Origin of the sequence: Apibacter mensalis, from assembly GCF_001418685.1 — a bacterium.
Classification (GTDB): domain Bacteria; phylum Bacteroidota; class Bacteroidia; order Flavobacteriales; family Weeksellaceae; genus Apibacter; species Apibacter mensalis.
Map to the genome: position 1 here is coordinate 199,909 of NZ_LIVM01000001.1, position 17,470 is coordinate 217,378.

Sequence of the window (17,470 nt, forward strand, 5' to 3'; positions counted from 1 at the left end):
CTACATAACACAAATGGAAACACAAAAATTTTCATATGATAATAAAATTACTAGAGCATTTGCCTATGCAACCATACTTTGGGGGGTTGTTGGTTTCATAGTCGGATTAACTGTAGCCTCATTATTGTTCATTCCTACATTACCTGAATTTTTCTTTGGAAATGAAGGAGTCGACTTAGCCAGGTCACAAGGCTTTATGGGATATGGAAGATTAAGAATGCTACACACTAGCGCTGTAATTTACGCATTTGTAGGCAATGGATTTTTTACAGGTTTTTATTATGCCACCCAACGATTATTAAAATCTCGAACCAATAACCTATTAAGCTGGATTCATTTTTGGGGATGGCAATTAATTATTGTATCTGTGGTAATAACCTTCTTAATGGGAATAAATACTTCTAAAGAATATGCAGAACATGAATGGCCAATAGATATTATGGTAGCCATTATCTGGATATTATTCGGATTAAATATGTTTATTACCATTGCCAAAAGGAGAATCAGTCATATGTATGTTGCCATTTGGTTTTTTATAGCTACCTGGGGAGGTATCACCCTATTATGGGTATTTAATAACCTTGCAATTCCTTTAGATTCAAATATTTTACGAGCAAAAAGTTATTCCATATATTCGGGTGTTCAGGATGCCATGGTGCAATGGTGGTTTGGTCATAATGCGGTTGCATTCTTCTTAACCACTCCTATCTTAGGGTTAATGTATTACTATTTACCCAAAGCTGCAAACAGACCAGTATTCTCGTACAAATTATCTATTATACATTTCTGGTCTTTAATATTTGTATATATGTGGGCAGGTCCTCACCACCTATTATATACTTCATTGCCTGCATGGGCACAAATGTTAGGAACGGCATTTTCCATCATGCTAATAGCTCCATCATGGGGAGGCATGCTAAATGGATTATTAACTTTACGAGGAGCATGGGACAAAGTACGAGAAGATCCAATACTTAAAATGTTTGTAGTGGCAGTAACCTGCTATGGTATGGCAACTTTTGAAGGACCATTATTAGCTACTAAAACTTTAAACAAAATCGGACACTTTACCGATTGGGTAATAGGACACGTACATTTAGGAGCTTTAGGTTGGAATGGATTCATGATTTTTGGAGTTATTTATTATATCGTCCCAAGAATTTATAAAACTGATTTATATTCTGTAAAATTAGCAAACTGGCACTTCTGGTTAGGCACTATGGGTATCATTTTATATGTTATTCCTATGTACATGAGCGGTTTTACTCAAGGTTTAATGTGGAAACAATTTAATCCTGACGGAACCCTTGTTACTAAAAATTTTCTTGAAACAGTTACTTCGTTAAGATATTTTTTCATTTTTAGATTTATCGGTGGAATATTTTATTTATCTGGCGCCATATTATTAGTTATAAACATTATTGGAACGGTTAGAAAAGGTACGTTTGTAGCTAATGAAGAAACTGAAGCACCTGCATTACGTGTTTCTCCTGCAAAAGGCGCTAATGAAAAAACTCATTCCTGGTTAGAAAGAATGCCTCTTTTCTTCTCTATTTTGGCAATAATTGCTTTAGCAATTGGAGGAGCAGTCGAAATATTACCTACTATTTTCGTGAAATCCAATATACCACAAATTACAAGTGTAAAACCTTATACACCACTAGAATTAGAAGGAAGAGATTTATACATCCGTGAAGGTTGTAATGCTTGTCATTCACAAATGATACGTCCATTTAGAGATGAAGTGGTCCGATACGGTGAATATTCTAAAGCAGGTGAGTATATATATGATAGACCTTTCCTTTGGGGTTCTAAAAGAACTGGGCCAGATTTACACAGAGAAGGAGGAAAAAATCCAGACTCATGGCATTTCACTCACTTATTTGATCCTAGAGAAACTTCTCCAGGATCCATAATGCCACGCTATCCATGGTTAATTTATAATGAACTAAATATATCTAAAACCAAAGAGAAATTGGAGTTAATGAAAAATTGGTTTAATGTTCCTTATGAACAAAAGGATATTGACAATTATAGAGCAAATATGGATGCACAAGCTAAAGAAATTGCAGCCAGCATATTTACAGACAGGCCCGACTATAAGGCAGGATTTGAAACCTCTGCAAAGGCCGAAGGCGCTAAGTTTGTTCCACTGGAAAAAAGAGAAATCGTAGCAATAATTGCTTACTTACAAAGACTTGGTGTTGACATTAAAAAAACACAAGTAGAAACGGCAAATAACTAGAAAAAATGCTCAAATTTTATACCAAAATAATTGCAGGAGTAGATAATGCTATAATTTATCAAAGCTTAGCTCTTCTGCTTTTTGTCCTATTTTTTCTAGGAGTAATATTTATAGTAATGAATAAACCTAAAAATTACTATAGCGATATGAGCAATCTCCCCTTAGAAGATAATCAACAAAGAACTAATAATATAAATACTAAATGATCATCATATGAAACCTAGAACACCTTTTGTCATAAATGCTATCTTATCGGTATTTTTAATTACCGGAGCATTTTATATGTTCTTGCAAAACTTTGATTTCATCACAAATCCTATATTTTTAGCCACTATTGCCATTTCATTTGTGTTATTACTTATTAACAATTCATTAAATGCTTTAATAGATGCTGAAAAATTTAGGTTGCTTTCAGATAAAGAAAAAAAAGAATATTTAGAACTAGTAAAAACACCTTTTTTAACCAGAATTTGGAGAGATGCATTTAAACAAAGCAAAGCAGAAGAAGCCGGTGAAATTAAATTAATAGATCATGGCTATGATAATATAAAAGAGTTGGATAATCAATTACCCAGATGGTATATCGGTTTATTTGCCGTAACTATTACATACGGATTAGTATATCTCTTCTCCTATGCATTTACTAGTTTTGCACATCCGGATGTTGAATATGAAGAAGAATATAAAACTCAGCTAGCTGAAATAGCCGAATATGAAAAAATTGCTCCTCAAGCCACTATCGAGACCGCTCAATTTAATCCGGATGCGGTAGCAGACGGAAAGGTAATCTATGAACAAATATGTAAAACCTGTCATGGTGATGGCGCTAAAGGACTTTCAGGCCCTAACCAAACAGATGATTATTGGATTAATATTCAAGAAGAATATAATAACGCAAAAGAAGATTCTGAATTTAAAAATATATTTTATACAGTATGGAACGGTAGTAAAAATAATCCTACTATGAGAGCATTTGGAGCTACCGGAGAAATAAAAGGTAATGATATTGTTAAAGTTGCCAGTTATCTATACCAACTTAATAAGAATTCACCTAAAGATTCTGAAGGTCGATCTGTTGATAAAACCGCTAAAGAACCACAAGGAAATTTAGCCCCTTGGTCTAAAGCATATAAAGGTGGATCTGCTCCTGCAGAAGGTACACGAACATCATCAAACTCAGTAAAGTAAAAATAAAAATTATATCAAAGTCTGCTTAGTTTCAATCAAAAAATTGACAGACTTTTTCTTTTTAAATATAATTTTACTTTTTTATAAATGTATAATTTAATAAAATAAAGTATAATTATAGATACAAAACTTAATAATCAACTAAATAAATAAAATACCATGTCTCAGGAAACGGATGTTAAAAAAATTCCTGATCTAAAACAGCAAAAAGTTGAATTTAGAGAGAATCTTGCAACAGCAGATGTATCTGGAGAAAGAATATGGGTCTATGCTAGAAAACCTCATGGTAAATTCACTAAATACAGGAATATAGTCAGTGCTTTCCTTCTCATAATTATGTTTATATTTCCTTTTATAAAAATCAATGGAAATCCCATCTTTCTTTTTGATATACTAAATAGGCAATTTTATATATTCGGAGCTTATTTTTCCCCATCTGATTTTTATCTTTTCGGAATAGGTTTAATTACAACTACTGTATTCATCATTGTTTTTACCGTAACATATGGTAGAATTTTTTGTGGTTGGATATGCCCACAAACCATATTCATGGAACATGTTTTCAGAAAAATTGAATTTCTTATTGATGGAGACAGAAATATGCAAATACGTCTTGATAAACAAGAATGGAACAGTCAAAAAATTAAAAAAAGGATTTTAAAATGGTCCATTTTTCTTATAGCCTCCCTGATTATATGTGCCGTACTATTTTCTTATATTGTAGGAACAGATGAAATTATAAAAATATGTAAAGAAGGAATTTCAAAAAATATAACTTTAGTTATTGTTTATATTATATTTACTGCTTTATTTTATTTTGTATTTGCATGGTTTAGAGAACAGGCCTGTACCTTTGTATGCCCATACGGTAGACTTCAAGGAGTTCTTATTGATAAAGATACCATCAATATTGCTTATGATTTTGTGAGAGGAGAAGGAACTGCCGGTAGAGCAAGCTGGAGAAAGAATGAAGATAGAAAAGCTTTAGGTAAAGGTGATTGTATAGATTGCAAACAATGTGTTGAAGTTTGTCCAACAGGTATTGATATAAGAAACGGAAGTCAATTGGAATGCGTTAATTGTACCGCCTGTATTGATGCATGTGATATGGTAATGTCCAAAATGAAAATGCCGACAGGGCTAATCAGATATGCTTCGGAAAATATGATTGAAAAAAGAACAGATTTAAAATTTACTCCGAGACTAATTGCATATACCTTAGCTTTATTTGTATTACTATCTATTTGTATATCAATGTTTTTCATTAGATCAAACGTGGAAACGAAATTTTTAAAGATTGTAGGTACTCAATTTACTATCGAAAATCAATTAGTTGTTGACGAATATCAATTTATATTTATCAATAAAACTACAGAAAAGAAAAAATTAAATGTAAAAATACTTAAACCTAATCATGCCACCATAACATTAGTAGGATATGGTACACAATTTACAATTCAACCTAAACAAACTCTCAAAGGTACTGCTACAATTAAAATTCCTCAATCTGATTTAGTTAAAACAAAAGAAGAAATTATTATTGGTATATTTGACGAAAACGGTAAAAAAGTAAATGAGTATAAAACCAATTTTATAGGTCCTTCCAAAATACGATTTTAAATATGAAATTCAAATTTACTTGGGGGCATGGAGTAATTTTAGCTCTGTCCTGCTTTATCATATTTATATGTACATTGATATTCACCATTGAATTTTCAAAAAATACTTTTGATCTTGTAACTGATAATTATTATGAAGAGGAAATAAATTATCAAAAGGAAATAGATGCTACCCATAATGCAGCTTTACTAAAAGAAAAACCTAAAATTGAAATAATTTCTGAATCCGGAATTAAAATAATTTTTCCCAAAGAATTTAATTATACAAATACCACCGGAAAATTTAAACTTTTTAGAGCCAATTCTCAGGCTTTGGATATTAACAAGAATGAACTTGATTTATCTCCTTCTAATACATTATTAATACCGTCTAAAGTTTTAGTGAATGGAAATTATACATTGAAATTATATTGGAAAAAAGATAAAATTAACTATCAGATGGAAATACCTATAACATGGAATTAGATATTGTTTACTTATATACAGCACTCAGCTTAGGATTATTAGGAGGATTCCATTGCATAGGAATGTGCGGTCCTATAGCTTTTTCTATTGGACTGGATGCCAACAGTAAATTTAAATTTTACTCACAAAATATTTTATATCAATTAGGTAGAATAACTACTTATTCATTATTAGGTGGTATTTTGGGAATAGTAGGTAAAAGTTTTAATATAGCCGGATATCAAAAATACATATCCATCTTTGCAGGTATTCTTTTAATTCTTATGGTATTACTACCGGGAAAAACAACTGAGATAGGTGATAATTTCAAACCGGTAAATAAGCTTATGATAAAAGTTAAAATATTTTTAGGTAGATTTCTTCAAAGAAAAGACAATACTTCTCGATATCTTACCGGAATACTTAATGGATTTCTCCCTTGTGGCGCCGTGTATGTGGCATTAACTTCCTCAATAGCTGCAGGTGGAATCCTTCAAGGAATGCTTTTTATGGCTGTTTTTGGATTAGGGACATTTCCATTCATGTTTATAACAACATTGACCGGTAAATTCATTGGAGCTAAAGTTAGATTCAAAATCCTAAAAATTTTCCCCTATTTTATAATTTTAATCGGTATTTTATTTATACTAAGAGGACTAGGCTTAGGCATTCATATGCTATCTCCCTCAGATAAAGCTTTAAAACTGGAACCAAGATCACACACTAAAAGTTGTTGCCATTAAAACAGCTTCCTTTAAAAATAATCTTTCTTTTTTTAAAAATAAAAAAATAGTAACTTCGCACCATTATGGGGATGATTTCGAATATTGGAGCTTACTCTTTCTTAATGTCCAGGGTTTTTAAAAAACCCCAAAAAAGAAAAATTTTCATAAAAAGCTTACTTAGGGAAATAAATGATTTAGGAGTTAATTCAGTCGGATTAATTGCTTTTACATCATTTTTTGTTGGTGCAGTAGTTGCCATCCAAATGTATAATAATTTTAAAACTTCAGCTTTCCCTATTCCCGATTATTATGTAGGATATGCAACCAAAGTTGTGCTTATATTGGAGTTCTGTCCTACAATCATCAGTGTCGTATTAGCCGGAAAAGTTGGATCTTTTATTGCATCCAGTATTGGTACTATGAGAGTGACAGAACAAATTGATGCTCTAGAAATTATGGGGGTAAACAGTCCTTCGTATCTGATTCTTCCCAAAGTGGTGGCTTCTTTATTCTTTAATGTTATTTTAATCATGATTAGTCTTTTGATGGGTATACTTGGAGGTTATTTTGCGGGAAGTTTTTCAGGAAGCTGGGCTCCAGTAGATTATGTTCAAGGGCTGCAAATGGCTTCACCTGATTTCTTTATTTACTATTGTTTTATAAAAACTATCGTATTTGCCTTTATCATATCAACTGTACCTTCTTACTACGGTTATACAGTAAAAGGCGGATCATTGGAAGTTGGGCGTAATAGTACTTCAGCTGTGGTATGGACAACAGTCCTTATCATAATTACAAATTTAATGTTAACTCAACTTTTACTAGATTAAACGATGATCTCAGCAATAAACGTTACTAAATCATTTGATGGAGTAGAAGTCCTCAAAGGGATTACTACCAATTTTAAAAAAGGAAAAACAAATTTAATTATTGGACAAAGTGGTTCCGGAAAAACCGTTTTTCTTAAATGTCTTCTTGGACTGTTTGAACCTACTTCCGGACAAATATTGTACGAAAATACTGAAGCTTCTAAATTATCTGTATCTGAAAAGCAAAATTTAAGAAGTGAAATAGGAACTGTATTTCAAGGAAGTGCCTTATTTGATTCCATGACAGTAGAACAAAATGTAAAGTTTCCTCTTGAAATGTTTGCAAACATATCAGAAAAGGATATGAGAGAGCGTGTAGACCAAGTATTAGAACGTGTAAATCTTACGAATGCACGTAAAAAATTCCCATCTGAAATTTCCGGAGGAATGCAAAAAAGAGTAGCTATTGCTCGTGCTATAGTTAATAATCCAAAATATTTATTTTGCGATGAACCTAATTCAGGATTAGATCCTCAAACTTCTCTAATCATAGATAAGCTTATTCATGAAATCACACGTGAGTACAACACAACTACTATCATAAATACGCATGATATGAATTCTGTTCTTGAAATAGGTGAAAATATAGTCTACTTAAAAAACGGAATAAAAGAATGGGAAGGGGATAAAAATTCCATAGTAACCTCTGATAATCAGGCATTATTAGATTTTGTGTTCTCTTCTAAAATATATAAAATGGCCCGTGAAGCCATGTTATATTATCAAAATAAAAAATAGGAAATTTATTATTAATTGGAAGACTTCTTATTTTCTTCCAATTTTTTAATATTTTCTAAATAATCCTTAATTTTTTGATCATTATTTCGAGGACATACCAATAATGCTTCAGAAGTATCCACTATAATAAAATCCGTAAGCCCATCAATAATATATATTTTATTAGAGAGATCTGTTTTTATAATGGTATTACTCGTATCGTATGTATAAATATTATTACCATGAACCGCATTTCCTTCTTCATTTTTATTAAAATTTTCATACAATGCACTCCATGTACCTAAATCACTCCAACCAAAAGTAGAGGGGATCACCCAAACATTATCAGATTTTTCTAAAATGCCATAATCAATTGAAATTTTTTCTATATTCGAATAAATCTTTTCTACTGCATTTGATTCTTTATCTGTATTATATTCAGGAATTACGGATTCAAATGTTTGATACATATCCGGGAGATATTTTTGATACGAACTTAAAATGCTTTGACTTGACCAAATGAAAATTCCTGAATTCCATAAAAAATTCTTACTTTTTAAGAATTCTTTTGCTGTTTCAAGATTCGGTTTTTCTTTAAAAGATTTTACTTGGTATAAGCCTTCTTTTGCTTCCTTAGCATACTCAATATACCCATATCCTGTGTCAGGTCTAGTAGGAGCAATACCCAGCGTAACCAATATATTTTCATGGTTAGCTTGTTTTAAAGCTGTTAACACATAGTTAATGAATTGTCCTTCATTAATAATTAAGTGATCTGACGGAGCTACAATAATACTCGCATCTGGATTTAATTTATGTATTTTCTCTGCCATATAAATATTACAGGCAGCTGTATTCATCATTTTAGGTTCACCAATAATTTGATCAATTGAAATATCAGGTAATTGACTCAAAGTAAGACCTACATATTCCTTATTGGTAATAACAAAAATATTTTCCTTTAAGATAATCTTACTTATTCTTTCAAATGTCTGCTGAATTAATGTCTTCCCTGTACCTAAAATATCATGAAACTGCTTCGGGAATTTTGTCGTGCTTATAGGCCAAAAACGACTTCCTATTCCTCCGGCCATAATTACACAATAATAGTTCTTATTCTTTGTCATAAAACATCTATTTCAATAACTGGAGCATTTTCCGCTATCAAATATTTTCTACCTGTATTTTTTTCAATGCAAATATAGCGAGTTTTTGATTTTTTTGATTTATAAAAACATTTATTATTAATTTTAAATAAAGTATTTAATTTTAAATCTTTCAATAACAACGCATTCGGATTCTGTTTTTTTATAAAATATTCAGATAATTTTCTATCCGCATAAAAACTTGCTTTGGGATTCAGCATATAATCAGCCAATAATAATTTTAATTCTTCTTCATATACATCAATACTTTCAAAAATCATCTCGGAAAAAATTTTTTTCCACTCTTTACCATGAGGTAATATTCTTTTTGAATATATATCAAATGCTTTTAAATGTGCTATTTCATGAGTTAAGGTTAAAAAGCATAAAGATTTTGACATCCCCGAATTTACTGTAATTATATGAGGCTTACCTTCTATTGGAACCTTATAATCACCTAATTTACTTGAACGAGGCTTTTTTATAACCAAATGAAACCAATAGGGATTTAACCATTTTTCAATATAAACGATAGCATCCTTGGGTATATGGGAAATTAATTTTGAATAATCAACTTTCTTGGGAGTTTCCACAATATTTGTAAATATTTCTGTAAATTTTATTCAAAAATAAGTCTTTTCTATTAAATAATTGAATAAGCGCCTTATATAAGAATGGTAATAGTAATAATATTTTTAAGACTTATAACTTTAAAAATATCTATCTTTGCAAATTATATTAATATCAATATATGGAAACATGCAGTTCTTGTAGTTCAGAAGAACTACCTAAAGGATGTAAAAATAATGGAGCTTGTGGAACTGGAAATTGCAACAGTAAGCTTTCTGTATTCAATTGGTTATCCGACATACACCCCCCTAGCATAAAAAATGAGCCACAATATATTGAAGTACGATTTAAAGATGATAGAAAAGATTTTTATATAAATGATTCAGAATTATCTCTTTGCATAGGAGATATCGTTGCTGTAGAAGCTAATTCAGGGCATGATGTAGGAATTATATCCTTAACCGGAGAATTGGTCAAAATTCAAATGAGAAAAAAAAGAGCAAAAATCGATGAGTTGTTTAAAGTGTACAGAAAGGCTTCACATAAAGATATTGAAATTTGGCAAAACTATAAAAATAAAGAGCATACTGTTATGCTTGATGCAAGAAAAATTGCCAGGAGTTTGGGATTACAAATGAAGATTTGTGATGTGGAATACCAAGGTGACGGATCTAAAGTTACCTTGTATTATACTGCAGAAGGAAGAGTTGATTTTCGACAGCTGATTAAAGATTACGCCATGGCATTTCGCTCAAAAATTGATATGCGGCAAATTGGATATAGGCAGGAAAGTGCAAAAGTTGGGGGAATAGGATCTTGTGGAAGAGAGTTATGTTGTTCAACTTGGTTAACAGACTTTAGGTCCGTTAACACTGCTGCGGCAAGATATCAACAATTATCTATTAACCCGCAAAAATTAGCAGGGCAATGTGGTAAATTAAAATGCTGCCTTAATTTTGAATTAGATACTTACGTGGATGCATTAGCTGAATTCCCTTCCAGCCAAACTGTTTTAGAAACCGAGAAAGGAAAAGCATATTGTATTAAAGTGGATGTTTTCAGAAATCAAATGTGGTTTACTTATACAGACAATCCGATATCTTGGCATCCCATAAATATTTATGAAGTTAAAAGATTAATTGATCTCAATAAAAAAGGTATAAATATAAAACCATTAGATGAACTACAGCAAAAAGAAGAATTGAAAGTTGACTTAATTGAAGAAAATAATTTACATAGGTTTGAAAAAAGATCTAAATCTAATACAAATACAAAACGGAAAAGCAAAAATAAAAATCAACAACGAACCAATTTAAAAAATACAGCTGAGAAGCCTAAACCAAAAGCTAAAGCTAATAATGCCAATTCTAATCAACAAAAGAAAAGACCTCCTAAAAAAAATAAATAATTTTTTAGATCTGTTTTTAAATGAAAAAATTCTTTTTTATACCTCTTTGCTTACTTCTCCTTTTTACTAATTGTAATCATAAATATGAATACTCACAAATGAAAAGTATCTCTAATACATGGAGTAAAAAAGATACCTTAAATTTTAATTTTAAAATTGAAAATACTTCTGTCAAAAAAAATATAAATTTTGTGGTAAGAAATAATGAGGACTATCAATTTAGTAATCTCTATTTATTTATTAAACTAAAACAAGGGAAAAAAGTGATCAGCACCGATACTTTAAATTATAAATTAGCAGATAAAACAGGAAAATGGCTCGGCTCAGGCGTGGGTTCCATTAAAGAAATTTATTTTCAATATAAAAGAAATTTTTTATTTTCTAAAACCGGAGATTATACTCTTTCCATTGTGCAAGGTATGAGAAAAGATACATTAAAAGGAATTATAGACTTTGGAGTAAATATTGAATAAATTTACCATAGAATACTAAATATGGCATCAACGAATAAAAATAAGACTAGTACTATAAATAAAATAAAGAAGTTCAATTCTTATAAAAAATTTATTAGAAAATTTCTTATATTCTTTTGGGGAATATTTTTTGCCGGGATTTCATCATTTTTTTTACTTTTCCTATTAACAATTTATGGTTTTTTTGGTGAAATGCCTAACGTTAGAGATTTGGAAAATCCGGATATATTTGTTGCTTCTGAAATTATATCCGCAGATGGTGTTGTAATTCAAAAGTTTGAAAAAGAAAAAAGAATACCGGTAGAATATCAGGATTTACCACCCTACCTTATCTATGCTTTAATGTCTAAAGAGGACGAACGCTTCCCTTATCATTCAGGAGTTGATAAAAAAGCCCTATTCAGAGCAGTTTTTTATGGAGGAAAAAGGGGGGGAGGAAGTACTATTACCCAGCAATTAGCTAAACTTCTTTTTACACAAAAAGATGATGATGAGGGTAACTTTTCTTACAAAGGGGTTTCACAAAATAAATTCCAACGTTCTTTTCAAAAAATAAAGGAAATTATAATTGCTGTTCAGCTAGAAAAATTATATACTAAAGATGAAATTATAACTCTTTATTTGAATAAATTTGATTTTCTATATAATGCAAATGGTATTGCAACCGCTTCAAAAGTATATTTTAATAAGAATGTAAAAGATCTTGATTTATTGCAAAGCGCAACTCTGGTCGCAATGTTAGAAAATCCGGTGGTAAATAATCCTAAAATTAATCCTGAAAATGCTAAAAGAAGAAGAAATGTTGTTTTAAGTTTAATGAAAGACCAGGGTTATATTTCTGAAACAGAATTCAATTCGATAAAAAATATCTCTATTGAGCTTAACTACAAACCCGTAAAAGAAATAGGTGAAGGATATTCGGCTTATTTCAAACATGCTTTAAAAAAAGAAGTAAATGCCATCTTAAGCGATTATGAAAACCAAACTGGGAAAAAATATAATCTTTATAAAGACGGATTAAAAATATATGTAACCTTAGATTCAAGAATGCAAAAGTATGCTGAAGAATCCATTGAAAAACATTTAAAAAATCTTCAAAAATCATTCTTCCTGGAACAAAAACACAGGAAATATGCACCATTTTACACCTATCCGGGTGACCCTAAGATTGATGTTTTATACAATAAGCTTATGACAGATGCGATGAAAAGGACCGGAAGGTATAAAAATTTAAAAAATAAAGGGTTGTCGGATGAGGAAATTTTAACGGAATTCAAAAAACCAATTACTTTACAAATTTTCACCTGGAAAGGCGACAAGGATACTCTACTATCTCCTTGGGATTCCATTAGATACCATAAGTATATTATTCAATCCGGTCTTATGGCAATGGAGCCTCATTCAGGAAATATAAAAGCCTGGGTAGGGGGTATAAATTGGAAACATTTTCAATACGACCATGTTAAACAAGCTCGAAGACAGGTTGGTTCCACATTCAAACCTTTCGTATACGCTACTGCTATTAAAAACCTTAATTATACACCTTGTACTCAGGTTTCAAACGCAACCTATACCAAAGGGAAATGGACAGTTTCAGGTAATGGTGCTACCATGCCCTTAAAATCAGCACTTGCGTATTCCAAAAATGCTGTTACAGCAAGACTCATTGATGCTACCGGATATGATGCAGTAATAAAAATGGCCAGAGATTTAGGGGTTGAAAGTCCCATTCCCAGAAATAATACTATAGCTTTAGGTTCTGCAGACTTAACTATTTATGAAATGGTAGGAGCGTATAGTACTTTTGCGAATTTTGGAAATTATACAAAACCGGAAATGATCTGGCGTATTGAAGATAGCAATAATAAAGTAATTAAAGAATATGAACCTCAGGTTAGAGAAGTTATGAATGAAATATATTCTTATACCATGATTGAATTAATGAAAGGAGTTATTGACCAAGGTACAGGTCGAAGAATTAGGAACATGGGGATAGATGCTGAAATAGCAGGTAAAACAGGAACTACCAATAAAAATGCTGACGGATGGTTTATAGGTATTGCTCCAAAATTAGCAACCGGCATATGGGTTGGATGGGAAGACAGATATGCGCATTTTGAATCTACTTCTATAGGACAAGGAGCTAGTATGGCTTTACCTATATGGGCTTATTTTATGCAAAAAATATATGCTGATCCTAAATTGGAAATAACTCAAAAAGACAAGTTTGTTAGGCCGGAAACTATGAAAAATAATTTTAGTTGTGACGATTTAGCATCTTATGGAACCTATGATGGAGGTTATTCTTCAGATGATGATGGATACTATAATACACCCCATGAAGGCGACATTTCTCATAAACAGGAAAACATAAATCAGAATCTTATAAAAAGAGATTCCATAAATTTTGATAAATAAATAATAAAGGGGAAAAAACCCTTTATTTTATATTAAAAACAACTAAATAAATTTTATTATTATAAAGAATAATTTTTTCTATTTTTTAACATATAGAATAAAATAAGACGATTCATCATAAATTAATATAATAATATATGATTAAAATAATCTCTACTAGCTAATATCAATCACGCTATATTAACACAAAATTACGTACCTTGCAGTTTATTATAATAATTTAATGATTTCTCTCATAACATCTGCAATTTTACTTGGACTAATTCTGAGTCTCGTATTAATAGGTCCCGTATTTTTTCTACTGATTGAAACCAGTCTTACTAAAGGTATAAAACCTTCAATAGCTCTCGAAGCCGGTGTAATTTCTGCAGATATACTTTGTATATATGTGTCACATACAGGAAGTAAAGGATTATTAAAATTTATAGATACTCATCCGTCGGTATATATGATTGCCGGTTTCGTAATATTTATTTATGGACTGTATAATACCCTTTCTAAAGGCAACTTACACATTAAGACAGATGCCAATATTGCAACAACTAACTATTTTAAAACCTACATGAATGGTTTTTTACTTAATTTGGTTAACATTGGAGTCATAGTTTTTTGGTTAACAACTGTTGTATTGATCTCAGCACAATATTCTAAACCATCAGATTTTTATTTATATATAACCATATTATTAATTACTATGGTTTCTGTTGATTTATTAAAAATATTTTTGGCTTCTAAATTTAAGCATCAACTTACGGATAAACTTGCCTATAAAATAAAAAAAATAGTTGGTATTACCCTTATCATATTTGGCATTATTATTTTTGGCAAGAGCTTTATAAAAACCAAAACAGAAAATCCTTTCGAATTAATTGAAAATAATAATTTTCGAATCAGAAAATAACACTAAAAATAATAATTCATATTATTAACTTTATCGTGTAACCTTTCAGTTTTGGTCTTGTCTATACTGAAAATAAACTTTTTAAATGTCTTCAAGTAAAAATTTACTATCTATATTTTATTTAGTACTAGGTACATTTATGTTTTCACAAAACATTGTTATAACCGGAACTATAACTACAGATAATAATCGCCCAATTCCCTACAGTAGTATTTCTTTCACCAATTTAGAAGATACCTCTCAAATATTTGGAGGATTAACCGACGAGAAAGGTAAATTCAATATTAAAATAATACCGGGGGAATATGAATTGGAAGTAAATCAGGCCGGATTTGATTCGTATATCTATCGAAAATTGCTTTTTCAATCTACTTCTTTAGGAAATATAAAAATAGAACAAGCTGCTAAAGAGCTGGAAGGAATTATCGTAGAGGGGAAAAAACCATTATATAAAGTTGAGTTAGATAAAAAAATATACGACGTTACTCAAGATATAACCGCAAAATCCGGAACTCTTTCGGATGTAATGCAAAATGTACCCTCTGTTAATGTAGATGTAGACGGAACAGTCAGTTTAAGAGGAAATGAAAATGTTAAAATTTTGCTGGACGGGAAACCCTCTGCCATGCTGGGAATTAATGATACTGCCGAAGCATTAAAATCCATACCTGCCGATATGGTTGAAAAAATCGAAGTGGTTACCAATGCTTCTGCTCGGTATGAATCTTCCGGAACAGCAGGAATTATTAATATTATCACCAAAAAAAATAGAAAAAAAGGGTTAACCGGAAGCATTCTGGTATCTGGGGGATCACCGCAATCGTATGGTACTTCCATTAATCTGGGTTATGGGAAAAAAAAATGGAATTGGTTTACTAATGTAAGTTTTAGATATGGTAAAAATAAAGGTAAAGAGAAAAAAAATTATATCGGTTATGATATAAACAAGATAATGGATGAAAACTCCTTACAAGATTCTAAAAGGAATAGAGAAAGAACTTCCATAAATGCAAGTACGGGATTTAACTTTACTTTTGATGAACAAAACTCATTATCTACATCTATAGGTTATAATTATAATACCAGCAACAATTTAAGTACCACTCACTATAATACTACCGTATATCCTTCGCTTATTCAAAGCCTTACAGAAAGAAAAGAACGAGAAAACAAAAATAATTACGGAATCGACGGAAACCTAAATTTTACGCATAATTTTCTAAAAAAAGGGAATGTACTAACGGTTGACGGATTCTACTCCTATAATCTTAAAGACTCAGATTCTAAAATTTTTGACCGAATTCCTGGTTTAAATACCAACGACAATACGCAAACTAAAATAATGTTGAAGTCTGATTATGTACTGCCTTTTGAAGAAGGTTCTCAATTAGAAGCCGGAATGAGAGCAGATTATTCTAAAATTAAATCAGATTTTTCTCTAAATGAATTTAAAAATAATTCATGGATAATGAACCCGAACCAAACAGACAATACAGTATATCAAGAAAACATTTTGTCTTCTTATTTGCAATATGGAAATAAATGGAGGGGATTTTCATTTTTAGCCGGATTAAGAGAAGAAACGTCAATTATCAAAGTTGTTTCTCGTCAAGCTAATTCAACCACTACTAAAAATTATACGGATTTTTTCCCTACTCTTCACCTTACTTATGATATAACAGAAAAAAGCCAATTGCAAATCAGTTACAGCAGAAGGATTTTTCGACCAGACAGCAGAATGCTTATCCCGTATAAAAACATTTCTGATGACAGAAATACTCGTCAAGGAAATCCTGATTTAGACCCTTCTTATACCAATTCTTTCGAAATTGGTTACAACCTTCAACACAGTAATTGGGACATAACTCCTTCCTTATATTATCAGCGAACCCAAGACCCATTACAATTTGTAACTACCTCAGATCCGTTAGGGAATTTAAATACAATACCTACCAACTTAGGCCATGAAAATCGCTATGGGGGAGAATTGTCTTATTCCGTAAACCCATACAAATGGTGGAGAATTTTTGGAAATGTAAATCTTTTCCAATACGAGAGCTATGGAAATTATAGGTATGAAAAAATAAATTCATTAACTGAGAATACAACTTTGATCACTGAGAATTTAGATAAGAAAGGATTTACATGGAGAACTCGTATGAATATGACATTAAAACTCCCTGAAAACTTCAATTTTCAATTACAAGGAAATTATATGGCTCCTTTTAAAAGTGGGCAAAATAAACGTAAAGAAATGTACGGAATGGATTTAGGCCTCAGTAAAGATATATTAAAAGGTCAAGGTACTTTTCTCTTTAACGTACAGGATATTTTCAATTCTAAAAAAAGAAAAACCAATACGTACGGAGACAATTTCTACAGATATTCAGAAATGCAATGGAGACCAAGACAATTTACCTTATCATTTACATACAGGTTAAACAAGGAAAAAAGAAATGAAAAAAAGAATCGATCCCTAAATAATAATTCTGATTCTGAATTTATGGATTTATAAATATGTATTAATAATTTATTATAAACTATTATTTTAATTTTCTCATAAATCATTATTAACAAGTCAATAAATTTATTTAATATAATTAAAATGAATTAAAATCTATCCATACACTCAATCATCAATTCGTTAAGTTTATCCCCGTTATATATTAAAACTCATCCCAATTTTAACTATAGGTGGATCTACATTTAATAGTTTTTAATTTAAGTATAAAACCGAAATTACTGTAT

General features: G+C 30.7%; 15 protein-coding genes. 13 read left to right on the forward strand and 2 right to left on the reverse strand.

The annotated features are described in order from the left end of the window. Positions 1-13 precede the first annotated feature (13 nt). From ccoN to ASC36_RS00880, 8 genes are all read left to right on the forward strand, one after another. Positions 14-2,245, forward strand: coding sequence for a cytochrome-c oxidase, cbb3-type subunit I (ccoN, locus tag ASC36_RS00845; protein WP_055424585.1), 2,232 nt, complete (start codon positions 14-16; stop codon positions 2,243-2,245). A 5-nt stretch (positions 2,246-2,250) separates the two neighbouring features. Then, positions 2,251-2,451 carry a hypothetical protein gene (locus tag ASC36_RS00850; RefSeq protein ID WP_055424586.1) on the forward strand — a complete coding sequence of 67 codons (201 nt, stop codon included), beginning with the start codon at positions 2,251-2,253 and terminating at the stop codon, positions 2,449-2,451. Between the two features lie 7 nt (positions 2,452-2,458). Continuing rightward, entirely contained in the window at positions 2,459-3,433 is a 975-nt protein-coding gene (locus tag ASC36_RS00855) for a cbb3-type cytochrome c oxidase N-terminal domain-containing protein (protein ID WP_055424587.1), read from the forward strand. 159 nt (positions 3,434-3,592) lie between these two features. Next, positions 3,593-5,053 (forward strand): cytochrome c oxidase accessory protein CcoG, encoded by a 1,461-nt coding sequence (gene ccoG, locus ASC36_RS00860; protein WP_055424588.1) that lies wholly within the window; start codon positions 3,593-3,595, stop codon positions 5,051-5,053. 2 nt (positions 5,054-5,055) lie between these two features. Then, positions 5,056-5,517, forward strand: coding sequence for a FixH family protein (locus ASC36_RS00865; RefSeq protein ID WP_055424589.1), 462 nt, complete (start codon positions 5,056-5,058; stop codon positions 5,515-5,517). Next, entirely contained in the window at positions 5,508-6,239 is a 732-nt protein-coding gene (locus ASC36_RS00870; RefSeq protein ID WP_055424590.1) for a sulfite exporter TauE/SafE family protein, read from the forward strand. Before ASC36_RS00865 ends, ASC36_RS00870 begins: the two co-directional genes overlap by 10 nt. Before the next feature lie 65 nt (positions 6,240-6,304). Continuing rightward, a complete protein-coding gene (locus ASC36_RS00875) occupies positions 6,305-7,051 on the forward strand; it encodes an MlaE family ABC transporter permease (RefSeq protein ID WP_055424591.1) in 747 nt (248 codons plus the stop codon). 3 nt (positions 7,052-7,054) lie between these two features. Beyond that, complete coding sequence (locus ASC36_RS00880; RefSeq protein ID WP_055424592.1) at positions 7,055-7,828, forward strand: ABC transporter ATP-binding protein; 774 nt, start codon at positions 7,055-7,057, stop codon at positions 7,826-7,828. 11 nt (positions 7,829-7,839) lie between these two features. Here the strand turns inward: ASC36_RS00880 and ASC36_RS00885 are convergent, their stop codons facing one another. Both ASC36_RS00885 and ASC36_RS00890 read right to left on the reverse strand, forming a co-directional pair. Further along, the gene (locus tag ASC36_RS00885) at positions 7,840-8,934 is read right to left on the reverse strand and encodes a mannose-1-phosphate guanylyltransferase (RefSeq protein ID WP_055424593.1); all 1,095 of its coding nucleotides are present in this window, start codon (positions 8,932-8,934) and stop codon (positions 7,840-7,842) included. Then, the gene (locus ASC36_RS00890) at positions 8,931-9,545 is read right to left on the reverse strand and encodes a SprT-like domain-containing protein (RefSeq protein WP_082435365.1); all 615 of its coding nucleotides are present in this window, start codon (positions 9,543-9,545) and stop codon (positions 8,931-8,933) included. The genes ASC36_RS00885 and ASC36_RS00890 overlap by 4 nt, the downstream gene beginning before the upstream one ends. A 158-nt stretch (positions 9,546-9,703) precedes the next feature. Here ASC36_RS00890 and ASC36_RS00895 point away from each other — a divergent pair, with 158 nt between their 5' ends. The 5 genes from ASC36_RS00895 (at position 9,704) to ASC36_RS00915 (ending at position 17,237) form a co-directional block, all read left to right on the forward strand. Then, positions 9,704-10,930: a PSP1 domain-containing protein gene (locus ASC36_RS00895; RefSeq protein WP_055424594.1), complete on the forward strand. Its 1,227-nt coding sequence runs from the start codon at positions 9,704-9,706 to the stop codon at positions 10,928-10,930. A gap of 20 nt (positions 10,931-10,950) precedes the next feature. After that, complete coding sequence (locus ASC36_RS00900; RefSeq protein ID WP_055424595.1) at positions 10,951-11,403, forward strand: gliding motility lipoprotein GldH; 453 nt, start codon at positions 10,951-10,953, stop codon at positions 11,401-11,403. Between the two features lie 21 nt (positions 11,404-11,424). Beyond that, the gene (locus ASC36_RS00905) at positions 11,425-13,821 is read left to right on the forward strand and encodes a transglycosylase domain-containing protein (RefSeq protein WP_055424596.1); all 2,397 of its coding nucleotides are present in this window, start codon (positions 11,425-11,427) and stop codon (positions 13,819-13,821) included. 223 nt (positions 13,822-14,044) lie between these two features. Next, positions 14,045-14,722, forward strand: coding sequence for a LysE family translocator (locus ASC36_RS00910; RefSeq protein ID WP_055424597.1), 678 nt, complete (start codon positions 14,045-14,047; stop codon positions 14,720-14,722). Between the two features lie 85 nt (positions 14,723-14,807). Beyond that, positions 14,808-17,237 (forward strand): TonB-dependent receptor domain-containing protein, encoded by a 2,430-nt coding sequence (locus ASC36_RS00915; RefSeq protein WP_055424598.1) that lies wholly within the window; start codon positions 14,808-14,810, stop codon positions 17,235-17,237. Positions 17,238-17,470: the final 233 nt, after the last annotated feature.

Bases quoted from the DNA above. Each gene is read 5' to 3' on its own strand.
- ccoN (WP_055424585.1), top strand. From the start codon at position 14: ATGGAAACACAAAAATTTTCATATGATAATAAAATTACTAGAGCATTT.
- ASC36_RS00850 (WP_055424586.1), top strand. From the start codon at position 2,251: ATGCTCAAATTTTATACCAAAATAATTGCAGGAGTAGATAATGCTATA.
- ASC36_RS00855 (WP_055424587.1), top strand. From the start codon at position 2,459: ATGAAACCTAGAACACCTTTTGTCATAAATGCTATCTTATCGGTATTT.
- ccoG (WP_055424588.1), top strand. From the start codon at position 3,593: ATGTCTCAGGAAACGGATGTTAAAAAAATTCCTGATCTAAAACAGCAA.
- ASC36_RS00865 (WP_055424589.1), top strand. From the start codon at position 5,056: ATGAAATTCAAATTTACTTGGGGGCATGGAGTAATTTTAGCTCTGTCC.
- ASC36_RS00870 (WP_055424590.1), top strand. From the start codon at position 5,508: ATGGAATTAGATATTGTTTACTTATATACAGCACTCAGCTTAGGATTA.
- ASC36_RS00875 (WP_055424591.1), top strand. From the start codon at position 6,305: ATGGGGATGATTTCGAATATTGGAGCTTACTCTTTCTTAATGTCCAGG.
- ASC36_RS00880 (WP_055424592.1), top strand. From the start codon at position 7,055: ATGATCTCAGCAATAAACGTTACTAAATCATTTGATGGAGTAGAAGTC.
- ASC36_RS00885 (WP_055424593.1), bottom strand. From the start codon at position 8,934: ATGACAAAGAATAAGAACTATTATTGTGTAATTATGGCCGGAGGAATA.
- ASC36_RS00895 (WP_055424594.1), top strand. From the start codon at position 9,704: ATGGAAACATGCAGTTCTTGTAGTTCAGAAGAACTACCTAAAGGATGT.
- ASC36_RS00900 (WP_055424595.1), top strand. From the start codon at position 10,951: ATGAAAAAATTCTTTTTTATACCTCTTTGCTTACTTCTCCTTTTTACT.
- ASC36_RS00905 (WP_055424596.1), top strand. From the start codon at position 11,425: ATGGCATCAACGAATAAAAATAAGACTAGTACTATAAATAAAATAAAG.
- ASC36_RS00910 (WP_055424597.1), top strand. From the start codon at position 14,045: ATGATTTCTCTCATAACATCTGCAATTTTACTTGGACTAATTCTGAGT.
- ASC36_RS00915 (WP_055424598.1), top strand. From the start codon at position 14,808: ATGTCTTCAAGTAAAAATTTACTATCTATATTTTATTTAGTACTAGGT.